The organism is Rhodanobacter sp. Soil_C_14, assembly GCF_057657335.1.
Map to the genome: position 1 here is coordinate 1 of NZ_JBDGIQ010000010.1, position 18015 is coordinate 18015.

An 18015-nucleotide genomic window follows, 5' to 3' on the forward strand; every position below is an offset into this window, starting at 1 on the left:
GCAAACGCAGGAATAAACCGTATGGTCAGCGGCCCTTCGGCGCCGCGTTTGATGGATGAGGTGCGGCGCGTGTTGCGGCTGAAGCACTACAGCATTCGCACCGAGGAGGCGTATGTCGGATGGATTCGCCGCTTCATACTGGCCAATGGCAAGCGGCATCCGCGTGAAATGGGCGAAGCCGAGGTCGAAGCGTTTCTGTCGGCGTTGGCGGTGCAGGGCAAGGTCGCTGCGGCCACCCAGAATCAGGCACTGGCGGCGTTGCTGTTTTTGTACAAGCAGGTGCTGAATATCGAGCTGCCATGGATGGAGGGTGTCGTGCGTGCGAAGCGGCCACAGCGTGTGCCGGTCGTACTTTCTCGTGATGAGGTCACCCGCGTGCTGGCAAGGATGGATGGACGTCCCTGGCTGTTGGCCAGCCTGTTGTACGGTACGGGCATGCGCCTGATGGAAGTGTTGCGGCTGCGGATCAAGGACGTGGATTTTGCCCGTAATGAAATCGCCGTGCGTGATGGCAAGGGCGGCAAGGATCGGCACACCATGTTGCCGCGGTCACTGGCTGAGCCCTTGCTGCGTGAAATGGAACGCGCCCGCCTGTTGCATGAGGCCGATTTGGCGTCGGGGTTCGGCGCGGTGTGGTTGCCGCAGGCGCTGGCCCGGAAGTATCCGGGCGCACCGCGCGAAATCGGCTGGCAGTATGTATTCCCGGCGGCGGAGCGCTCGATTGATCCGATGGACGGCATCGAGCGCCGACATCATTTCGGTGATGCGGTGCTGTCGCGCGCATTGAAGGCAGCGTGTCGCGCTGTGGGCATTGCCAAACCGGTGAGTGCCCATACGCTGCGTCATTCGTTCGCCACGCATCTGCTGGAATCCGGCTACGACATTCGCACGGTGCAGGAACTGCTCGGCCACAAGGACGTGGCGACGACCCAGATCTATACGCATGTGCTCAATCGGGGCGGGCATGGCGTGCTGAGTCCGCTGGATCGTTGATCGCCTGGGGAGAGCTTCGGCGCGCGATCAGCCTGCCCTGGGCCAGTTGAGTTCCACTTCGTGCTGCACGCCGTCGTCGGCCAGCGTGATTTGTCCGTCGGGCTGCGGTTCGCCATCCAGCCACAGTGCGGGCATGGTGCCGGGTTCGCTTTGCCGCAGGTCGATCCGGTACAGCGTGTCGTGGTGGCGGTAGTCCAGGCGGAAGCCGTCCCACTTTGCCGGCAGCACGGGCGCGAAGCGCAGCCTGCCGGCTTCCAGGCGCAGGCCGAGCAGGGATTCGACGATCAGCCGGTACATCCAGCCGGCCGAACCGGTGTACCAGCTCCAGCCGCCGCGGCCGACGTGCGGGGCGACGGCGTAGACGTCGGCGCTGACCACGTAGGGTTCGACCTTGTAGACGTCCATTTGATTCGCGTCGCTGCCGTGGCTGACCGGGTTGATCATGCGCAGCAGTTCCCATGCGCGCTCGTGGTCGCCCAGCTCGGCGAAGGCCATCGTGGCCCAGATCGCCGCGTGCGTGTACTGGCCGCCGTTCTCGCGCACGCCGGGCACGTAGCCCTTGATGTAGCCGGGGTCCAGCGGCGACTGGTCGAATGGCGGATCGAGCAGCTGGATCAGGCCGGCGTCGCGTCGCACCAGGTGCCGGTTCAGCGACTCCATCGCCTGCTGCTGCCGCTGGGCGGGCGCCATGCCGGAGAGCACCGACCAGCTTTGAGCGATCGAGTCGATGCGGCATTCGTCGTTGCCGGCCGAGCCCAGCGGCGTGCCGTCGTCGAAGTAGGCGCGGCGATACCAGGCGCCGTCCCAGCCGTGTTGCTCCAGCGCCAGGTGCAGGCGCGTGACCTCGCTTTCGCAGCGCTGGGCGAAGACTTCGTCGCCATGCAGCCGCGCCACCTCGGCGAAGCGGGTCAGTACCTCGCCGGAGAAGAAGCCCAGCCACACGCTTTCGCCGCGGCCGGCTTCGCCGACGCGGTTCATGCCGTCGTTCCAGTCGCCGCCGCCGATCAGCGGCAGGCCATGCACGCCGCGCTGGCCCAGGCCGTGCTCGATCGCGCGCACGCAGTGCCGGTACAGCGTCTCGCGCAGGCCGGCGGGTTGCGGCAGGTCGTAGTACGACTCCTCGCCCGGATGCAGCGGGCGGCCGTCGAGGTAGCCGGCGGTCTCGTCGAGGACGCCGCGATCGCCGCTGGCCAGCACGTAGCGGGCGGTGGCCAGCGGCAGCCACAGGTAGTCGTCCGAACAGGTGGTGCGCACGCCGCGGTCCAGCGGCGGATGCCACCAGTGCTGCACGTCGCCCTCGACGAACTGGTGCGCGGCGCACAGCAGCAGCTGCGCCCGCGCGATCGCGGGGGCCGCGTGCAGGGTGGCCATCGAATCCTGCAGCTGGTCGCGGAAGCCGAACGCGCCGCCGGACTGGTAGTAGCCGCTGCGCGCCCAGATCCGGCAGGCGATGGTCTGGTACAGCAGCCAGCCGTTGGCGAGCACGTCCAGCGCGGGCTCGGGCGTGCGCACCTGCACAGCGCCCAGCGTGCGCGCCCAGTGCGCACACACCTTGTCCAGCGCGTCGGCGGCGCTGCCGTTGCCGCGGAAGCGCTGCACCAGCGCGGCGGCGTCCGCGCCGTTGCGACCCAGGCCGAGCCGGAAGATCAGCTGGCGTTCGGCGCCGTCGTCGAGCGTGAGTTGCGACTGCAGTGCGGCGCAGGGGTCCAGCCCCGCGCCCAGCCGGCCGGAGAGGTGGGCGCGGGCCAGGGCGGCCGGCGCGTGCATGCTGCCGTTGCGGCCCAGGAATTCGCTGCGGTCGCCATCGATGCCGCGGGCCGGGTCGTCCACGTCAAGGAAGGCCACCCGATCGGGGAACTCGGTGTTGTACGCGTTGCGGGCGAACAGTGCGCCGCTGGCCGGGTCGGATTCGGTCACCACGTGCATCGCGGTCTTCGCGCGCAGGTCGCCGAGCAGCCACTCGACGTAGGCGGTGACGCTGATTCGGCGCGTGCGGCCCGAGCTGTTGCGCAGCTTCAGCACCGAGAACTTCACCGAGGCATCCAGTGCCACGTAGATCCACAGCTCGGAGCGGATGCCGTCCTCCACGTGCTCGAACACGCTGTAGCCGAAGCCGTGGCGGGTGGTGTAGCTGCCGCGACCGCGACGCGGCAGCGGGGTCGGTGACCACACCTGGCCGGTGTCCTCGTCGCGCAGGTACAGCGCCTCGCCGCCGCCGTCGCTGACCGGGTCGTTGTGCCAGGGCGTGAGGCGGAATTCGTGGGCGTTCTCGGCCCAGGTGTAGGCGCTGCCGCAGTCGGAGATCACCGTGCCGAAGTGCGGATTGGCCAGCACGTTGCACCACGGCGCCGGCGTGCCCTGCCCGCCCTGCTGCACGATGACGTACTCGCGGCCATCGGCGCTGAAGCCGCCGTGCGGGTTGGCCAGTTGCAGCGACGCCGGCGCCGGGACTTCCGCCGCGCCCGGGTCGCCGTCGCTGCGCAGCGGACGGCTGGGCTCGAAGCGCGGTGCATGCACGGCCGGTTGCCGTCGTCCGATCTGTTCGGCCAGGCTGCCCCGCGCATCGCCGAGGATCAGTCGCGCGCTGGCCAGCATCACCACGCGATCCTCGCCGGACAACTGCTGCGACGGGCGCACGAAGATGCCGCCGGGCCGGTCGAGCAGGCTCGCCTCGCTGCCCGAGGCGATCAGGCCCATGATCTGGTCCTGCAGTTCCTGCCGGTAGCCGGCGCGGTCCTCGTTCCAGATCACCAGGTCCACCGCCAGTCCCTTCAGCCGCCAGTACGCGTGCGCCTGCACCAGCTGGCGCACCAGCTCGATCCGCGCGGGGCTGGTGATCGTCAGCAGCACGATCGGCAGGTCGCCGGAAATGGATTGTCCCCACAGGCCGGACTGGCCGCGCCGGTTGGCCCGCAGCACGGCGGGCTGGGCGCGCAGGCTGGCGTTGGGATACAGGATGCTGGTGGCCATGTGCTCGTACAGCTGGGCATCGGCGAGACTGGCGTTGAGCTGGCGCAGCAGCACCTGGCTGTGCGTCCAGGCCAGGTCGAACACGCGGTCGGCGAGGTGGCGGTCGCGGTACTTGCCGATCAGCTGAATGCAGCCATCGCGCTGCTCGGCGATCCCGCTGACGAAGTCGATGGTGGCGGTCTGGTCCGGTTCCAGCGTGATCCGGCAGCGGATCGCCATGATCGGATCGAGCACCGAGCCGTCGCTGTTGGACAACTGCGCCTGCCCGCGATCAAACACTTGCGGATCGGCCGTGCTGCGGCCGCGGCCGATGAAGCGCGCGCGATCGGTTTCGTAGGAGATCTCCACGATGTCGGCGTCGTGCACGGCCAGCAGGTGGAACATCCACGGCATGTGCTCGCCGGCCGCGCGGGGGCGACGGGTGCAGACGATCGCCTGCAGCTCGGGCACCAGCTCGGTCTGCACGAACAGCTTGCTGAAGGCCGGGTGCAGCGCGTCGGCGATCGGCGGCGCCAGCACCACTTCGGCGTAGCTGGTCAGCTCGATCGTGCGCCGCGTGCGACCCCGGTTGGTGAGGTGGGTGCGGCGCAGCTCGATGTCGTCTTCCGGCGACACCACGATCTCGGTATGCGCGTCGAACTCGCGTTCGCGCACGCGGAACTCGGCGCGCGCCTCGGAGAAGATCGCCTCGAACTGCTCGGTCTTGCGGCAGGTGGGCTGGTAGGCGGTGGACCAGCAGGCGTTGCTGGCGACCTCGCGCACGTAGCAGAAGCTGCCCCAGTGATCGCGGGTGATGTCTTCGTGCCAGCGGGTCAGCGCCAGTTCGCCGCGCCGGCTGTAGCCGCCGCCGCCGCTGCTGAGCATGATGTGGTAGCGCCCGTTGGAAAGCAGCTGCACCGCCGGCAGCGCCCGGTCGGGATCGGCGAACACGCGCAGCCGCGCCTCCGGGCGCACGCCGCCGGCGCGCTCGGGGAAGCCGGTGGCGTGCAGGTATTCGGCGGCGGTCTTCGGCACGCGCTCCTGCAGCAGCAGGCTGCTGGCCTGGAACTGCGGGTGCGATTCGAAGCGGCGCTGCATCGGTCGCTCCAGCAGGGCGTAGTCCAGCGCCAGCAGGGTCATGCCCTGGTGATGCGCCATGAACTGCCGCACGATCGCCGCGTCCTGGCCCAGCGGCAGGCGCGCCGGCGTGTAGTCGATCGCTTCGTACAGGCCGTACAGGCCGCGCGCCCCGATGCCGGCCAGGCGCTGCAGGTTCCGGGTGGCCGCCGCGGGCGCCACCATCATCGCCAGCGCGCTGGCGTACGGCGCGATCACCACGTCGTCGCCCAGGCCGCGCTTCAGGCCCAGACCCGGCACGCCGAACGCGCGGTACTGGTAGGTGAAGTGCGCATCGAGCGTGTTGTAGCCCGATTCGGAAACGCCCCACGGGATGCCCAGCTGGTTGCCGTATTCGATCTGCCGGGCCACCGCGGCGCGACAGGTCTGCTCCAGCAGGGTGCCCTCGAAGCCGGGCATCACCAGGGTCGGCATCAGGTATTCGAACATCGAGCCGGTCCACGACAGCAACACCGGTTCGCCGCCCACCGTGGTCAGCAGCCGGCCCAGCGCGAACCAGTTGTCCTTGGGCAGCTGGCCCTGGGCGATCGCCACGAAGCTGGCCAGCCGCGCTTCGGACGCCAGCAGGTCGTAGTAGCTGGCGTCCAGCCGGTGCTGGTCGACGTTGTAGCCGATCGCCAGCAGGTCGCGCGTGCTGTCGTAGAGGAAGCGGTAGTCCATCTGCGCCAGTTGCTCGGCGAGATGGGTCAGCTGTTCGATCAGGGCGATCCGGGCGGACGCGCGCTCGCGCACGCCTTCGGCGTCGGCGGCGTCCGGCCAGCACAGCGGTTCGATGCGCGCCAGCTGATGCAGGGTGGGAATGCCACTGAAGCCCACGGCTTCGTCCGGCGGCGCATCGAGTTCGAGCAGCACGGCGTCGGCATGCAGTTCGTCGATCTGCCCGCGCAGGGCATCCAGCCAGAAGCGCGCGTCGCCGACGGCCGGCGCGTCCGCCGCCGCGGCCAGCGCATGGGCGTGCCGGCGCAGTTCGGTGAGCAGCAGCACCGTGGCGCCGGTGGATGCCGGCGGCGTGGCAATGGCCTCGTGCAGCAGGCGTCGCAGCGGCACCAGCTGCGATGCGGCGTCGCGCTCGAGTGCGTCGTGCAGCAGTTCCAGCGTGTCGAGCAGGCCCTGCAGCAGGTGCGCGCCGAACACCGGCGCGTCGATCAGCTCGAGCAGGCCGGGGCACAGGGTCAGCAGGTGGCCGGCCAGGTTGCCGCTGTCCACCGCCGACACGTACATCGGCGCCAGCGGCTGCAGGGTCTGGGTGTCGTACCAGTTGTAGAAGTGGCCGCGGTGGCGCGGCAGGCGCTGCATGGTGTCCAGGGTCAGCCGGGTGCGTTCGAGCAGGCGCGCCGTGCCGAGGAAGCCGAAGTCGTGCGCGGCCAGGCCCGCCAGCAAGGCCATGCCGATGTTGGTGGGCGAGGTGCGATGGGCGACCACCGGGCCGGGCTGCTCCTGCAGGTTGTCCGGCGGCAGCCAGTGCTCGGCGGCGTTGACGTGCACGTCGAAGAACGCCCAGGTCTGGCGCGCCAGCGTGCGCAGGAAGCGCTGCTGCCGCGCATCCGGCACGAAGCTGTCCTGCGTGCGCGGCTGGCTGATCCACCACGCCAGCAGCGGCGAGGCCAGCCACAACAGCAGCAGCGGCGCGGCCAGCCACAACGCCAGCGGTCGTTGCAGCGCCAGCAGCACGATCATCAGCAGCGCCAGCGCGGGGCCGATCCACATCAGCCGCCACATCGCCGAGGCCGCGTTGCTGCTGCGCCGCTCGACCTCGCTGGAGGTCTGCCATTGCAGCAGGTGCCGGCGGCTGACCGCCATCCGCCACAGTGTGCGCACGATCGCGTCGAGATGGTAGTGCGCTTCGTGCGGCAGCCACGCCAGCCCCAACCCCATCCGCACGAAGTGCTGCACGCCGTCGTGCAGGCCGGCGCGCAGGTGCTGGTCGAGTTCCACGTCGCGCGGCTTCTGCACCAGGTCCAGCAGAGCCGACAGCAGCGGCGGCACCAGCACCATCGCCAGCACCGCCAGGGTCCATGACAGCACCGGCGAGATCACCAGCCAGCCGACCAGCAGCAGCGCCAGCAGCGCGGCAGGCACCAGCGAGCGGCGCAGGTTGTCGAGGATCTTCCAGCGCGACAACGCGGTCAGCGCGTTGCGCCGCCAGCCGTCGTGCGCGGTCGGCGCCCACGGCAGCAGCCACGGCAGCAGCTGCCAGTCGCCGCGAATCCAGCGATGGCGGCGCCTGACATCGGCGCCGTAACGGGCGGGCCAGGCTTCGAACAGCTGCGTGTCGCTGAGCAGGCCAGAGCGCGCATGGCAGCCCTCGACCAGGTCATGGCTGAGGATGCGGTTTTCCGGGAAGCGGCCATCCAGGGTGCGTTCGAAGGCGTCGACCGCGTAGATGCCCTTGCCGATGAACGAGCCTTCGCCGAACACGTCCTGATAGACGTCCGAAACCATCTGCGTGTACGGATCGATGCCGGCGTCGCTGCCGTACAGCTGGGCGTAGCGCGAACGCGCCGTGCTGGGCAGGCTGATCCCCACGCGCGGTTGCAGGATCGCGTAGCCGCTGACCACGCGGCGCCGTTCGGGGTCGTACACCGCGCGGTTCAGCGGATGATCGATGGCGCCCACGAACGCCTGCGCCGCATCGCGCGGCAGCTCGGTGTCGGTGTCGAGCGTGATCACGTACTGCACCGGCGGCAGCGACGCGATGTCGCCCACCACGCGCATGAAGGCCGCGCCGCCGCCGCCGCGCAGCAGCGCGTTGAGGTCAGCCAGCTTGCCGCGCTTGCGCTCGTGACCCATCCAGCACTGCTCGGCGGCATTCCAGCGACGCGGGCGATGGAACAGGAAGAAGCGGTCGGCCGCGGCGCTGGCGTAGCGGTCGTTGAGCGCCTCGATGCGCCGCTGCGCCAGCCGCAGCAGGTGCTCGTCGCCGGGCAGGGTTTCGCGGTCGGCGTCGGCGAAGTCGGTGAGCAGGGCGAAGTGCAGGTGCTCGTTGCGATTGCCGAGGAAGCGCACTTCCAGCGCCTCGACCAGGTCCTCGACGTCCTGTTCGCTGGCGAACAGGCTGGGGATCGCCACCAGCGTGCGCGCGTGCGCGGGGATGCCGCGCGAATAGTCCATCCGCGGCAACTGCTGCGGCGCGATGGACAGCGTGGCCAGCCAGTTGAGCAGGCTCAGCCCGAGCTGGCTGGCCAGGATCACGGCCGGCACCGCGATCGCGATCAGCGCCCACGGCGGCAAGCCGTCATGGGCCGCGGCCGCGACCAGCGGTTGGGCGAAGGCGAACGTGAGCACGGCCAGCGTGCCCAGGTAGATCGGCAACGGCGCCCGGTCGAACGCCCGGCGCAGCACTACGGCCAGCCGCGGGTGGATGCCCAGGTGGCGCTCCAGCGCGACACGGCCCCGGTCGACCAGGTAATAGCCCACGTGTTGCGCCAGCGTGTCGCCTCCGGCGGCGACCGCGGCGGCGCTCAGCTCGATCGCGGCATCCGCCACCGCCAGTTCGGTCAGCTTGTGCTGGCGGGCGATCGATTCCACCACGTGGCGGTAGCGGTCGCGGGTGGCGAAATCCATCGCGGCGTAGATGCCGGCCGGATCGTCGCGCAGGCAGCGCTCGACCAGGCTGCAGTGCTCGGTGAAATCGCGCCAGTCGATCGCCGCCAGCGTGCGCAGGCTGCCGATGCTGTTGCTGATGGTGACCTGGTTGGTGGCCTGCTGCTGCGCCTCGACCTGCACCAGGTGTTCGACGCTCTGCCCCGATGCGGCCAGGCGTTGCTCGATCCAGCTCAACGGCAGCGCCAGCGCCGGGCTCTGGCCCTGCAGCCGGCGCGCCATCTCGGCCACGAACGGGCCGTTCATCGGCGGGTCCGAGCGGGCCATGTCGGCCACCACCAGCACCACCGAGTTCGGATCGGTTTCGGTGGTGGCGATCAGGTTGTCGGCCCAGCGCGCGGCGCGGCCGCGGTAGCGCCAGTCGGCCATCACCCGCGCGGCCACCCGGCGCAGGTTCTCGATCAAGGCCAGCCGCAGCATGATCGGGATCGCCCACAACTCGCCCAGCTTCAGCGGCGACACCTCCTGATAGGCCTGGATGAAACGCTGCAGGCTGTTCGCATCGACGCGGCCGTCGCCGTGCGAAATGATCTCCAGCGCGATGTCGTAGACGCGCGGCAGGCCGGCGGACGGGCCCTGGGCCAGGCGCGACAGTTCGCGGCTGTAACCCTTGGGCAGGTGCCGCCGGGCGATGCGGATCTGTTCCTCGACCAGATAGAAGTTGTCCAGCAGCCATTCGCCGGCCGGGGTGATGCGCAGGCGCTTGCGGGTGGCGTGGGTCAGCCGTTCGCAGGTGTGGGTCAGCACCGCCTCGTTGTCGGCCAGCCGCGCCAACAGCAGGTCGGCGTTGCGCCGCGCGCTGAGCCGGTGCTGGCTCGCCAGCGCCCGCCCGTGCCGCTCCATCTGTTCGGCGCTGAACAGTTCGGCGCGCAGCGCGGGCTCCTGCTCGGGCCGGGTGCGGGCGGCGGCGCGCCGGCGCCGGAACGCGTTCAACCGGCGCAGCTTCAGCAGGTCGAGGAGAGTGCCGATGTTCAAACGGGGCATCCTTGTGGCTTGCCGGTGGGGGATGACGGACAACGCGGGGGACCCGGCGGCCGTGGCGCGGCGTGCAGGCGAAGGGCCATTCGCCGGGCGCGGCCCCGGCGCAGAAACTACGCGGCGGCATGTGAAGGCCACGCAGGCTAGGATGTGGCCTCACCACCGATGGGAGTCATGCCGTGCCACTGCAGATTCGTGCCGCCGAACCCGCCGATCTCGCCAGCCTGGTCCAGTGGAACGCGGCGATGGCCTGGGAAACCGAGCAGAAGCGGCTCGACCCGGCGATCCTGGCGCGCGGCGTGGCCGGCGTGTTCGAGCAGCCGCAGCGCGGCTTCTACCTGGTCGCCGAACGCGACGGCACGGCGGTCGCCAGCCTGCTGGTGACGCGCGAATGGAGCGACTGGCGCAACGGCGATTTCTGGTGGATCCAGAGCGTCTACGTGATTCCCGCCGCGCGCCGCGGCGGGGTCTTCCGCGCCTTGTACGCGGAAGTGGAACGGCTCGCGGCGGCGGCCGGCGCGGTGGGCCTGCGGCTGTACGTGGAAACCGAAAACCGCCACGCCCAGGCCACCTACGCAGGCCTGGGCATGCAGCGCTGCCACTATTTCATGTACGAGATGCCGCTGACCGCTGATTCGTAGGCGGACGTTGTCCGCCTACGGCGCAGTCACCGGTTCGGCGAGCAGCTTCTGCAGTTCGCTTGCCGGCATCGGCATGCCGTACAGGAAACCCTGCAGCTGCGAGCAGCCGGCGTGGCGCAGGAAACTGCCCTGCTCGCGCGTTTCCACGCCTTCGGCGATCACGTCCTTGTTGAGGCTGCGCGCCATCGCGATGATCGCGCTGGTGATGGTGGCGGTATCGTGATCGCTGGTGATGTCGCGCACGAACACGCGGTCGATCTTCAGTGCGTCGATGGGGAAATGCTTCAGGTAGGACAGGCTGCAATAGCCGGTGCCGAAATCGTCCAGTGACAGCCGCACGCCGCGACGCTTGATCCGCTGCAGCAGGCCGGTGGTGGCTTCGCCGCCGGACATCACCATGCGTTCGGTCAGTTCCAGCTCCAGCAGGCGCGAATCCAGCCCGGCCTCCTCCAGCACGTCGTCCAGCCAGGTGTAGAAATCCGCGTGCTGGAACTGCAGCGGCGACACGTTCACCGAAATCGGGATCTCGTGCCCGGCCTGCTGCCACATCCGCGCCTGGCGGCAGGCCTGGCGCAGCACCCAGGCGCCGATCGGCAGGATCAGCCCGGAATCCTCGGCCACCGGGATGAACTGGTCCGGCTTGTACAGATCGCGCCCGTTGAGCTGCCAGCGCAGCAAGGCCTCGGCCCCGACGATGCGGCCGCTGTGCGCGTCGACCTTCGGCTGGTAGTGCAGCTTCAGCTGATTGCCCGGCAAGGCCTGGCGCAGGCCCGTCTCGATCCGTCGCTGCGCGCGCGCGCGCTCGTTCATCGACGCGGTGAAGAAGCGATAGCCGTGCTGGCCCTGGGCCTTCGCCGCCACCAGCGCGGTCTCGGCATGCTGCACCAGCTCGTCGGCGCTGGTGGCGTCGTCCGGATAGATGCTGATGCCGATGCTCAGGTGCAGCGACAGCTCCGGCTGGCCCGCGATGCGGGTCTGTTCGCCGTGAGTGATCAGGTCCCGGCACAGGCTCGCCGCCTCGCCCGCGCTGTCCACGTGCGGCAGCACCACCACGAATTCGTCGCCGCCGTAGCGGCTGAGCAATTCGTCGCCGGGCAGGCAGCGCTGCAGCTGGCTGATGAACGAGCGCAGCACCTGGTCGCCCGCGGTGTGGCCGACCAGCTCGTTGACCTGCTTGAAGTTGTCGATGTCGATGTACAGCACCGCGGCGCGTTGCCGGCGCCGGCTGGCGCTGTCGATCGCCCGGTTGATGTGGCCGGGCAGCTGGCTGCGGTTGGGCAGGCCGGTCAGCGTGTCGTGCTGGGTCAGGTGGATCATCTTCAGCGCCAGCGCCCGGTTCTCGCTGACGTCATGGAACACCAGCACGCCGCCGATCACGTTGCCGGCGTGGTCATGGATCGGCGCGGAGGAATCCTCCACCGGCGTGTCGAAGCCGTGGCGATGGCGCAGCAGGGTCTTGCCGGCCAGGTCGACGATGAGGTTCTGCTCGATCGCCGAGCGCAGCGGGTTGGCCACGGCGAGGCCGCCCTGGGCGTCGAACAGCTGGAAGATCTCCTCGATCGGCCGACCGTTCGCCTCGGCGCTGCTCCAGCCGGTCATCGCCTCGGCGATGGGGTTGAGCGAGGTGACGCGGACCTGCGGGTCGGTGGTGATCACCGCGTCGCCGATCGAGCGCAGGGTCACCTCGGCCAGCTCGCGCTCGCGGTGCAGCGCGTCCTCGAAGGCCTTGCGCTGGCTGATGTTCTGCACCTGGGAAACGAAATACAGCGGCGCCCCGGCCGCATCGCGCACCAGCGACACGCTGAGCAGGATGTGCACCACGTGGCCGAGCTTGTGGAAGTTGCGTTTCTCCAGCTGGTAGGAATCGCGCTCGCCGGCCAGCAACTGGGCCATCAGTGCCTGGTCGGCGGCGACGTCCTCGGGATGGCTCAGCCGGCCGATGTCCTGCTGCAGCAGCTCCTGCTCCGAATAGCCCAGCATCTGGCAGACCGCCGCGTTGACCCGCAGGAACTGGCCGTCCGGCTTGGTCAGCGCCATGCCGATCGCCGCGTGCTGGAACGCGCTGAAGAAGCGCTGCTCGCTTTCGTGCAGCTGCAGTTCCAGGGTGCGCCGTTCGGTGATGTCGATCAGCGCGGTGAAGATGCCGCAGACGTGGCCGTCCGGGTCGAAGTCGGGCTGGAAATTGCCGTGCGCGTAGCGGCGCTCGTTGCCGTTGAACAGCTCGCCCTCGTAGCTGGCCGCGGTGCCCGCGTAGGCCTGGGCCAGCGCCGTGCCGGCCAGCCGGTGGTTGCGCTCGCCGATCACCTCGATCAGGTGCCGGCCGATCAGCCGCTCGGGATCGAGACCCAGCCAGTGCCGATGGGTTTCGTTGGCATAGCGGAAACGCTGCTCGTGGTCGAGATAAGCCAGCAGCACCGGGGTGCCGCGCAGCATCTTTTCCGACCAGTCCGGCCGGCTTGCGAGCGAAGGCAATACCTCGGCAGACTTGTGCGGCCGCATGGTGCTTCCGTCAGCGTGGCGCCCCCTGTGGCGCCGGATCATCATGCGCCGAGTTCCGGCGTTTGCACAGACGGGGGGCGAACGATCCGCCCGCTAGTGGAGGATCGTGGCCGGCGCCGCCAGTTGGCCGTGCTCGTCCAGCATGATCCGGCCCAGCGCATGCAGCTCGCCGGCGCTGCCGTGGCGATCGGTCAGCAGGGCCAGCAGGCTGCCCAGTGCCTGCGGCTTCAGCGGCCAGGCGTGCGCCAGCACCCGCGACTGGCCCTGCTCGCCACGCTGGCTGACGGTGATCGCCACCACGCCCAGGCCGGGAGCCTCGTGCGCAAACAGGGTGGGCGGGTCGTAACGGGCGTCCGCCGCGGCCAGGGTTTCCAGCAGGTAGCCGTCACCGGCCTCGACCACCAGCGTCGGCGCCGGCTGCAACTGCAACGGCAGCTGGTGGGCGTCGAGCAGGGCCGCGTACTGGCGCAGCTCGAACACGATGCCGGCCAGCGCGTGCGCCCGCTCGGCCGTGTCGCCGCCCTGCCCGGCCAGCCACTGCGACGGCGACTGCGCCAGCACCTTGCCGTCCGCGTAGCGCAGCGCCAGGCCGCGCGCGCTCATCGTGGATTCCTCGCGATACGGCGTCAGCAGCGCGGTTTCCAGCAGCGACCACAGCGGCGCCAGGTTGACGTGTTCGTACTGCACGCAGGTCAGCGCCAGCAGGTCGTTGCGGCTGAGGTAACGCACGTGTTCCAGCCGGATGCCCAGCGTGCGCATCAGCCAGTCGGCGGTCAGCGCGCCCGTCTCGCCGCGGCCGACCAGCTGGATCTCCAGCTGGTCGGAAAGTTCTTCGGCGAGTTCCGCCGGGGCCAGCAGGCTCATCGGCAGCAGCCGCATCGGGCCTTCGGCGTAGAGGGTCGAGGGTTCCAGCGGCTGCGCCGGCATGTGGCCCTCGTGGCTGCCGAAGGCCACCACGTTCTCCAGGTGCCCGCGCGGCACGCGCCGGGCCAGCTCGTCCAGCGTGCTCCACACCGGGAAGCCGGGACGCAGCAATTCGACCTGATCGAACAGCGCACCGGCCAGTGCGAGCCGGGCCGCGTCGACCTGCGGCACCAGCGCATGCAGGTCGGTGGCGACCAGGGCGGCCAGTTCGGCGGCTTCGTCGCGGCTCAGGGTCAGGCGCGCCGGCGGCTCGCCCGCGACCGGTTCCAGGGCCAGCACGATGGGCAGGGCGATCAGCGTTTGCGCTTCCACGGGGTTTGCATCCACGGACAAAGATGCACAATTCTACCATTCAGCGTTTTGGGCTTCCGCCGCACGGCATGGCGGGTTAGCCTTGACCCAACTTGAGTGGTGGACTGTTTTGAGCATGGAAAACACGCAGAGGCGCGTCGGCATCATCGGCGGGGTACGCATTCCGTTCTGCCGCAACAACACCGCCTATGCCGACGTCGGCAACTTCGGCATGTCGGTGAAGGTGCTGGGCGCACTGGTCGAACGCTTCGGCCTGCATGGCGTGGAACTGGGCGAAGTGGCGATGGGCGCGGTGATCAAGCACGCGTCGGACTGGAACCTGGCGCGCGAGTCGCTGCTCAGCTCCGGGCTGGCGCCGACCACGCCGGGCATCACCACCGCCCGTGCCTGCGGTACTTCGCTGGACAACACCATCATCATCGCCAACAAGATCGCCGCCGGGCAGATCGAGGCCGGCATCGCCGGCGGCTCGGACACCACCTCGGACGTGCCGATCGTCTACGGCACCCGCCTGCGCAAGCGCCTGCTGGCGATGAACCGCGCGAAGACGCCGATGGACAAGCTGAAGGTCGCGCTGCGCGGGTTCTCCTTCAGTGAACTGAAGCCCTCGTTCCCCGGCGTGGCCGAGCCGCGCACCGGCAAGTCGATGGGCGACCACTGCGAGCAGATGGCGCGCGAGTGGCATGTCGGCCGCGAGGCGCAGGACCAGCTGGCGCTGGACAGCCATCACAAGCTGGCGGCCGCCTATGCCGAGGGTTTCTTCGACGACCTGCTGGTGCCGTTCCGTGGCCTCAAGCGCGACGGTTTCCTGCGGCCCGATTCGAGCATGGAGAAACTGGCTTCGCTGAAGCCGGCGTTCGACAAGCGCTCCGGCCACGGCACGCTGACCGCCGGCAACTCCACCGGCCTGTCCGACGGCGCGGCCGCGGTGCTGCTGGGCAGCGACGCCTGGGCGGCGCAGCGCGGGCTGACCGTGCAGGCGTACCTGCGCGACGCGGAGGTGGCCGCGGTCGACTTCGTCCACGGCGAGGGCCTGCTGATGGCGCCGACCATCGCCGTGCCGCGGATGCTGGCCCGCAACGGCCTGAGCCTGCAGGATTTCGATTTCTACGAGATCCACGAAGCGTTCGCGGCGCAGGTGCTGTGCACGCTGCGCGCGTGGGAGTCGGCGGATTACTGCAAGCAGCGCCTGGGCCTGGATGCGCCGCTGGGTTCGATCGACCCGGCCAGGCTCAACGTGCACGGCTCCAGCCTGGCGGTGGGTCATCCGTTCGCCGCCACCGGCGCGCGCATCGTGGCCACCCTGGCGAAGATGCTCGAACAGAAGGGCTCGGGCCGCGGCCTGATCTCGATCTGCACCGCCGGCGGCATGGGCGTCACCGCCATCCTCGAACGGTGAGCGGGTCGCGGCTTCAGCCGCGATTCGCCCGGGCGGGTGCATAAAGGCCGCCATGTTTCGCCTGCGCACCACCTCCACACTCAGCCTGCTGGCCCTGCTCGTCGGCACGGCCGGCACCGGCTGGCTCAGCACGCAGACCGGCGTCTGGACCGGCCCGCCAGCGCGCTATGCCGCCACGGTCGACACGCCCACCGCCGTGCGTGCCCGCCCGGCGCCGCGTCGTCCGCACGTTCGGCCGCGCGTGGTGCCGACGCGCCGCGCCCAGCCGCCGCGGATCGTCGCCGACGAGGTGCAGGCCGCCTTCGTGCCCGCACCCGCGCCGGCCCTGGTGCCGCTGACGACACCCGCCGACACCTCGCAGTCGTGGGAGCAACTGCGTGGCCACCTCGATGGCCGCGTCCTGCTCCACCTCGACATCAATGGCCAGGGCCAGGTCAGCGTCGCCAGCCTGATCCAGTCCAGCGGCGACCCGGTCCTCGACGAGCACGCCTTGCGCAGCGTGCGCGGCTGGCGCTTCGCCGTGCCGGCCGATCATCCGGACGGCCTCAGCGGCGAACTGCCGATGCGCTACTCCTCGCAGGGCGACCGCATCGCCCGTGTCCCGTAACGGCGACTGCTGCCGTTGCGCAAGACAGGCGAAGCCTGCCCCTACAGCACGCCCTTGGCGCCCACCCCGAACGCGGTGACCAGCCGGGTGATGATCAGCTTCGGCGACAGCGCCACGTCGGGGAAGTCGCCGACCGGCTGGTAGCAGGCGTAGAAGTCCGGATCGGTGGCGCGCATCGGCTGGCAGCCGGGCTTGAGGTCGTAGCTGGTGGCGTAGCGGAACGGCCACAGGTCGAACAGCGGCAGGCTTTCCGACACCGTGCCGATGGCCCGGTTGATGTCGGTCAGCACCGGCACCTTCGACTGTCGCGGGGCGACCACCCAGGCGTTCTCCGGCTGCACGCTGCGCATGATGCTGTGGCGCAGCTGGTCGGCGAACGCGTGGTCGTAGACGATCACCCCGGCCTCGGTGTTGTAGTGGTCCGAGCGCGGGTCGAAATTGTGCGAGCCGACCATGGCGAAGGCATCGTCGACCACGATCGACTTCGCGTGCAGGCCGTAGCGCCGGCCTTCGCTGTGCAGCGGCGCCGGCCGGTTGTTGCTGCCGCGGCTGCCCAGCAGGTGGAAGCGGGCGCGCGCCGGACCGTCCGGGCTGACGAGGTCCGGCGGCAGCGCGGCGGCGTCGGTGTCCAGGTTGGCCAGTTCGTTGTCCACCGCCGCGCTGGGTGCGTGCGGCTTGAACTCGTGGATCTCGAAGCCGAACTTGGTGAGGTAGCGCTTGCGGTGCTTGTACGACATCGCGTACACCGCGAACGCATCGGTGGAGGCCAGCGAGTTGGTCGACACGATCACCCGTGGCGGGTCGGGAAGGCGATGCAGCACGCGGAAGATGTGCTGCGCGCGCTTGCTCATCACCAGGTACGGCGTCTGCAGCAGGACCTCGCGCTTCGCGCCGCTGACCATGCGCATGATGTGGCCGGTGTACTGCCGCGCGCGCCGCTTGTCGGGCTCGTCGGTCTTGGCCGGCAGGTCGCTGAAGTAGTCGACCTTGCCCACCTGCAGGCTGGGATCGACCAGCCAGGCCTGCAACCACGCCGGGTCCTCGGCGGCCTGCAGCAGCTGCGCCACCCGCTGCGGCCGTCGGTACTTCGGCGCCGGCCAGTCCGGTGGCGTGGTGTCGCCCAGCAGGCGCGCGTTGACGTCGCGCAGGTGGGTCAGCGGCGCCGCGCGGGGATGGTCCCAGAACAGGTCGAAGCTGTCCGCCATGGCGCGGGCGGCCGGGCCGCCCACCATCACGTCGCGGTCGACGTAGTCGAAGGCATCGTCCCAGTTGAAGTAGCGGTCCTGGTAGTTGCGTCCGCCGGTGATGCCGATCAGGCCGTCGACCAGCAGCAGCTTGTTGTGCATGCGCTGGTTGAACTGCATGAAGCAGCACAGCACGCCGGCGGCGAACTCCAGTGGCTGGGTGCGCGCCTTGTGGAAGGTGGGGTTGTACAGCCGCACCTCGAGGTTCGGGCTGATCCGGGCCAGCCGGTCGAGCAGGTCGACGTTGCCAAACGAGAACAGCTGGTCGGCCAGGATGCGCACCTGCACGCCGCGTCTGGCCGCGCGCACCAGTTCGTCCAGCATCAGCTGGCCGGCGTCGTCCTGGTCCCAGATGAAGGTCTGCACGTCGACGGACTGCTGCGCCGCCCGCACCAGGTTGATGCGCGCGGCCAGCGCCGGCTCGCTGTCGTCGAGCAGGGTGACCACGTGCACCGGCTGCGCCGGCGTGGACGCGGCCACGGCCGCCACGGCGGCGGCCCGCAGCGGCGACGGCGTGGCGCAATGGTCGGGCTGGTCACAGCTGCTGCTGCGGTTGGTGGTGGCGGCCACCACCGCGTCGGCGCGGCGGATCTGCGCCCGCGACACGGTGCAGCCCTGCAGCAGCGTCAGCGCCAGCAGCAGTGGTAGCAGGAATCGGCAGGTAACGGACATGGGCAGATGATACGTGCTGCGCCCGGTGCGGCCGTGATTGCACGGCCGCCAGCACGG

At 69.8% G+C, this 18015-nt stretch carries 8 protein-coding genes; 4 read left to right on the top strand and 4 right to left on the bottom strand.

All coding sequences use genetic code 11. The features are described 5' to 3' along the window. Positions 1-21 precede the first annotated feature (21 nt). Entirely contained in the window at positions 22-993 is a 972-nt protein-coding gene (locus AC3A56_RS17325) for an integron integrase (RefSeq protein ID WP_056715857.1), read from the top strand. Between the two features lie 27 nt (positions 994-1020). Here AC3A56_RS17325 and AC3A56_RS17330 read toward each other — a convergent pair whose 3' ends face one another. Further along, positions 1021-9657, bottom strand: coding sequence for a glycoside hydrolase family 94 protein (locus AC3A56_RS17330; RefSeq protein WP_487771189.1), 8637 nt, complete (start codon positions 9655-9657; stop codon positions 1021-1023). A 182-nt stretch (positions 9658-9839) separates the two neighbouring features. Here AC3A56_RS17330 and AC3A56_RS17335 point away from each other — a divergent pair, with 182 nt between their 5' ends. Further along, entirely contained in the window at positions 9840-10301 is a 462-nt protein-coding gene (locus tag AC3A56_RS17335; RefSeq protein ID WP_487771190.1) for an N-acetyltransferase family protein, read from the top strand. 15 nt (positions 10302-10316) lie between these two features. Here the strand turns inward: AC3A56_RS17335 and AC3A56_RS17340 are convergent, their stop codons facing one another. Both AC3A56_RS17340 and AC3A56_RS17345 read right to left on the bottom strand, forming a co-directional pair. Next, on the bottom strand, positions 10317-12800 hold the full coding sequence (locus AC3A56_RS17340; protein WP_056764524.1) for a sensor domain-containing protein: 2484 nt from the start codon (positions 12798-12800) through the stop codon (positions 10317-10319). Positions 12801-12893: 93 nt separating this feature from the next. Beyond that, entirely contained in the window at positions 12894-14036 is a 1143-nt protein-coding gene (locus AC3A56_RS17345; RefSeq protein ID WP_487771191.1) for a hypothetical protein, read from the bottom strand. 115 nt (positions 14037-14151) lie between these two features. Between AC3A56_RS17345 and AC3A56_RS17350 the strand changes: the two genes are divergently transcribed. Further along, positions 14152-15435, top strand: a complete 1284-nt coding sequence (locus AC3A56_RS17350; protein ID WP_056764528.1) for an acetyl-CoA C-acetyltransferase — start codon at positions 14152-14154, stop codon at positions 15433-15435. A gap of 52 nt (positions 15436-15487) precedes the next feature. Then, on the top strand, positions 15488-16042 hold the full coding sequence (locus AC3A56_RS17355; RefSeq protein WP_487771192.1) for an energy transducer TonB: 555 nt from the start codon (positions 15488-15490) through the stop codon (positions 16040-16042). Between the two features lie 41 nt (positions 16043-16083). Here AC3A56_RS17355 and AC3A56_RS17360 read toward each other — a convergent pair whose 3' ends face one another. Then, a complete protein-coding gene (locus AC3A56_RS17360) occupies positions 16084-17958 on the bottom strand; it encodes a phospholipase D-like domain-containing protein (RefSeq protein ID WP_056715835.1) in 1875 nt (624 codons plus the stop codon). Positions 17959-18015: the final 57 nt, after the last annotated feature.

What these genes read in the sequence shown, in the direction of transcription:
- AC3A56_RS17325 (WP_056715857.1), top strand. Translation starts at nt 22, where the DNA reads ATGGTCAGCGGCCCTTCGGCGCCGCGTTTGATGGATGAGGTGCGGCGC.
- AC3A56_RS17340 (WP_056764524.1), bottom strand. Translation starts at nt 12,800, where the DNA reads ATGCGGCCGCACAAGTCTGCCGAGGTATTGCCTTCGCTCGCAAGCCGG.
- AC3A56_RS17350 (WP_056764528.1), top strand. Translation starts at nt 14,152, where the DNA reads ATGGAAAACACGCAGAGGCGCGTCGGCATCATCGGCGGGGTACGCATT.
- AC3A56_RS17355 (WP_487771192.1), top strand. Translation starts at nt 15,488, where the DNA reads ATGTTTCGCCTGCGCACCACCTCCACACTCAGCCTGCTGGCCCTGCTC.
- AC3A56_RS17360 (WP_056715835.1), bottom strand. Translation starts at nt 17,958, where the DNA reads ATGTCCGTTACCTGCCGATTCCTGCTACCACTGCTGCTGGCGCTGACG.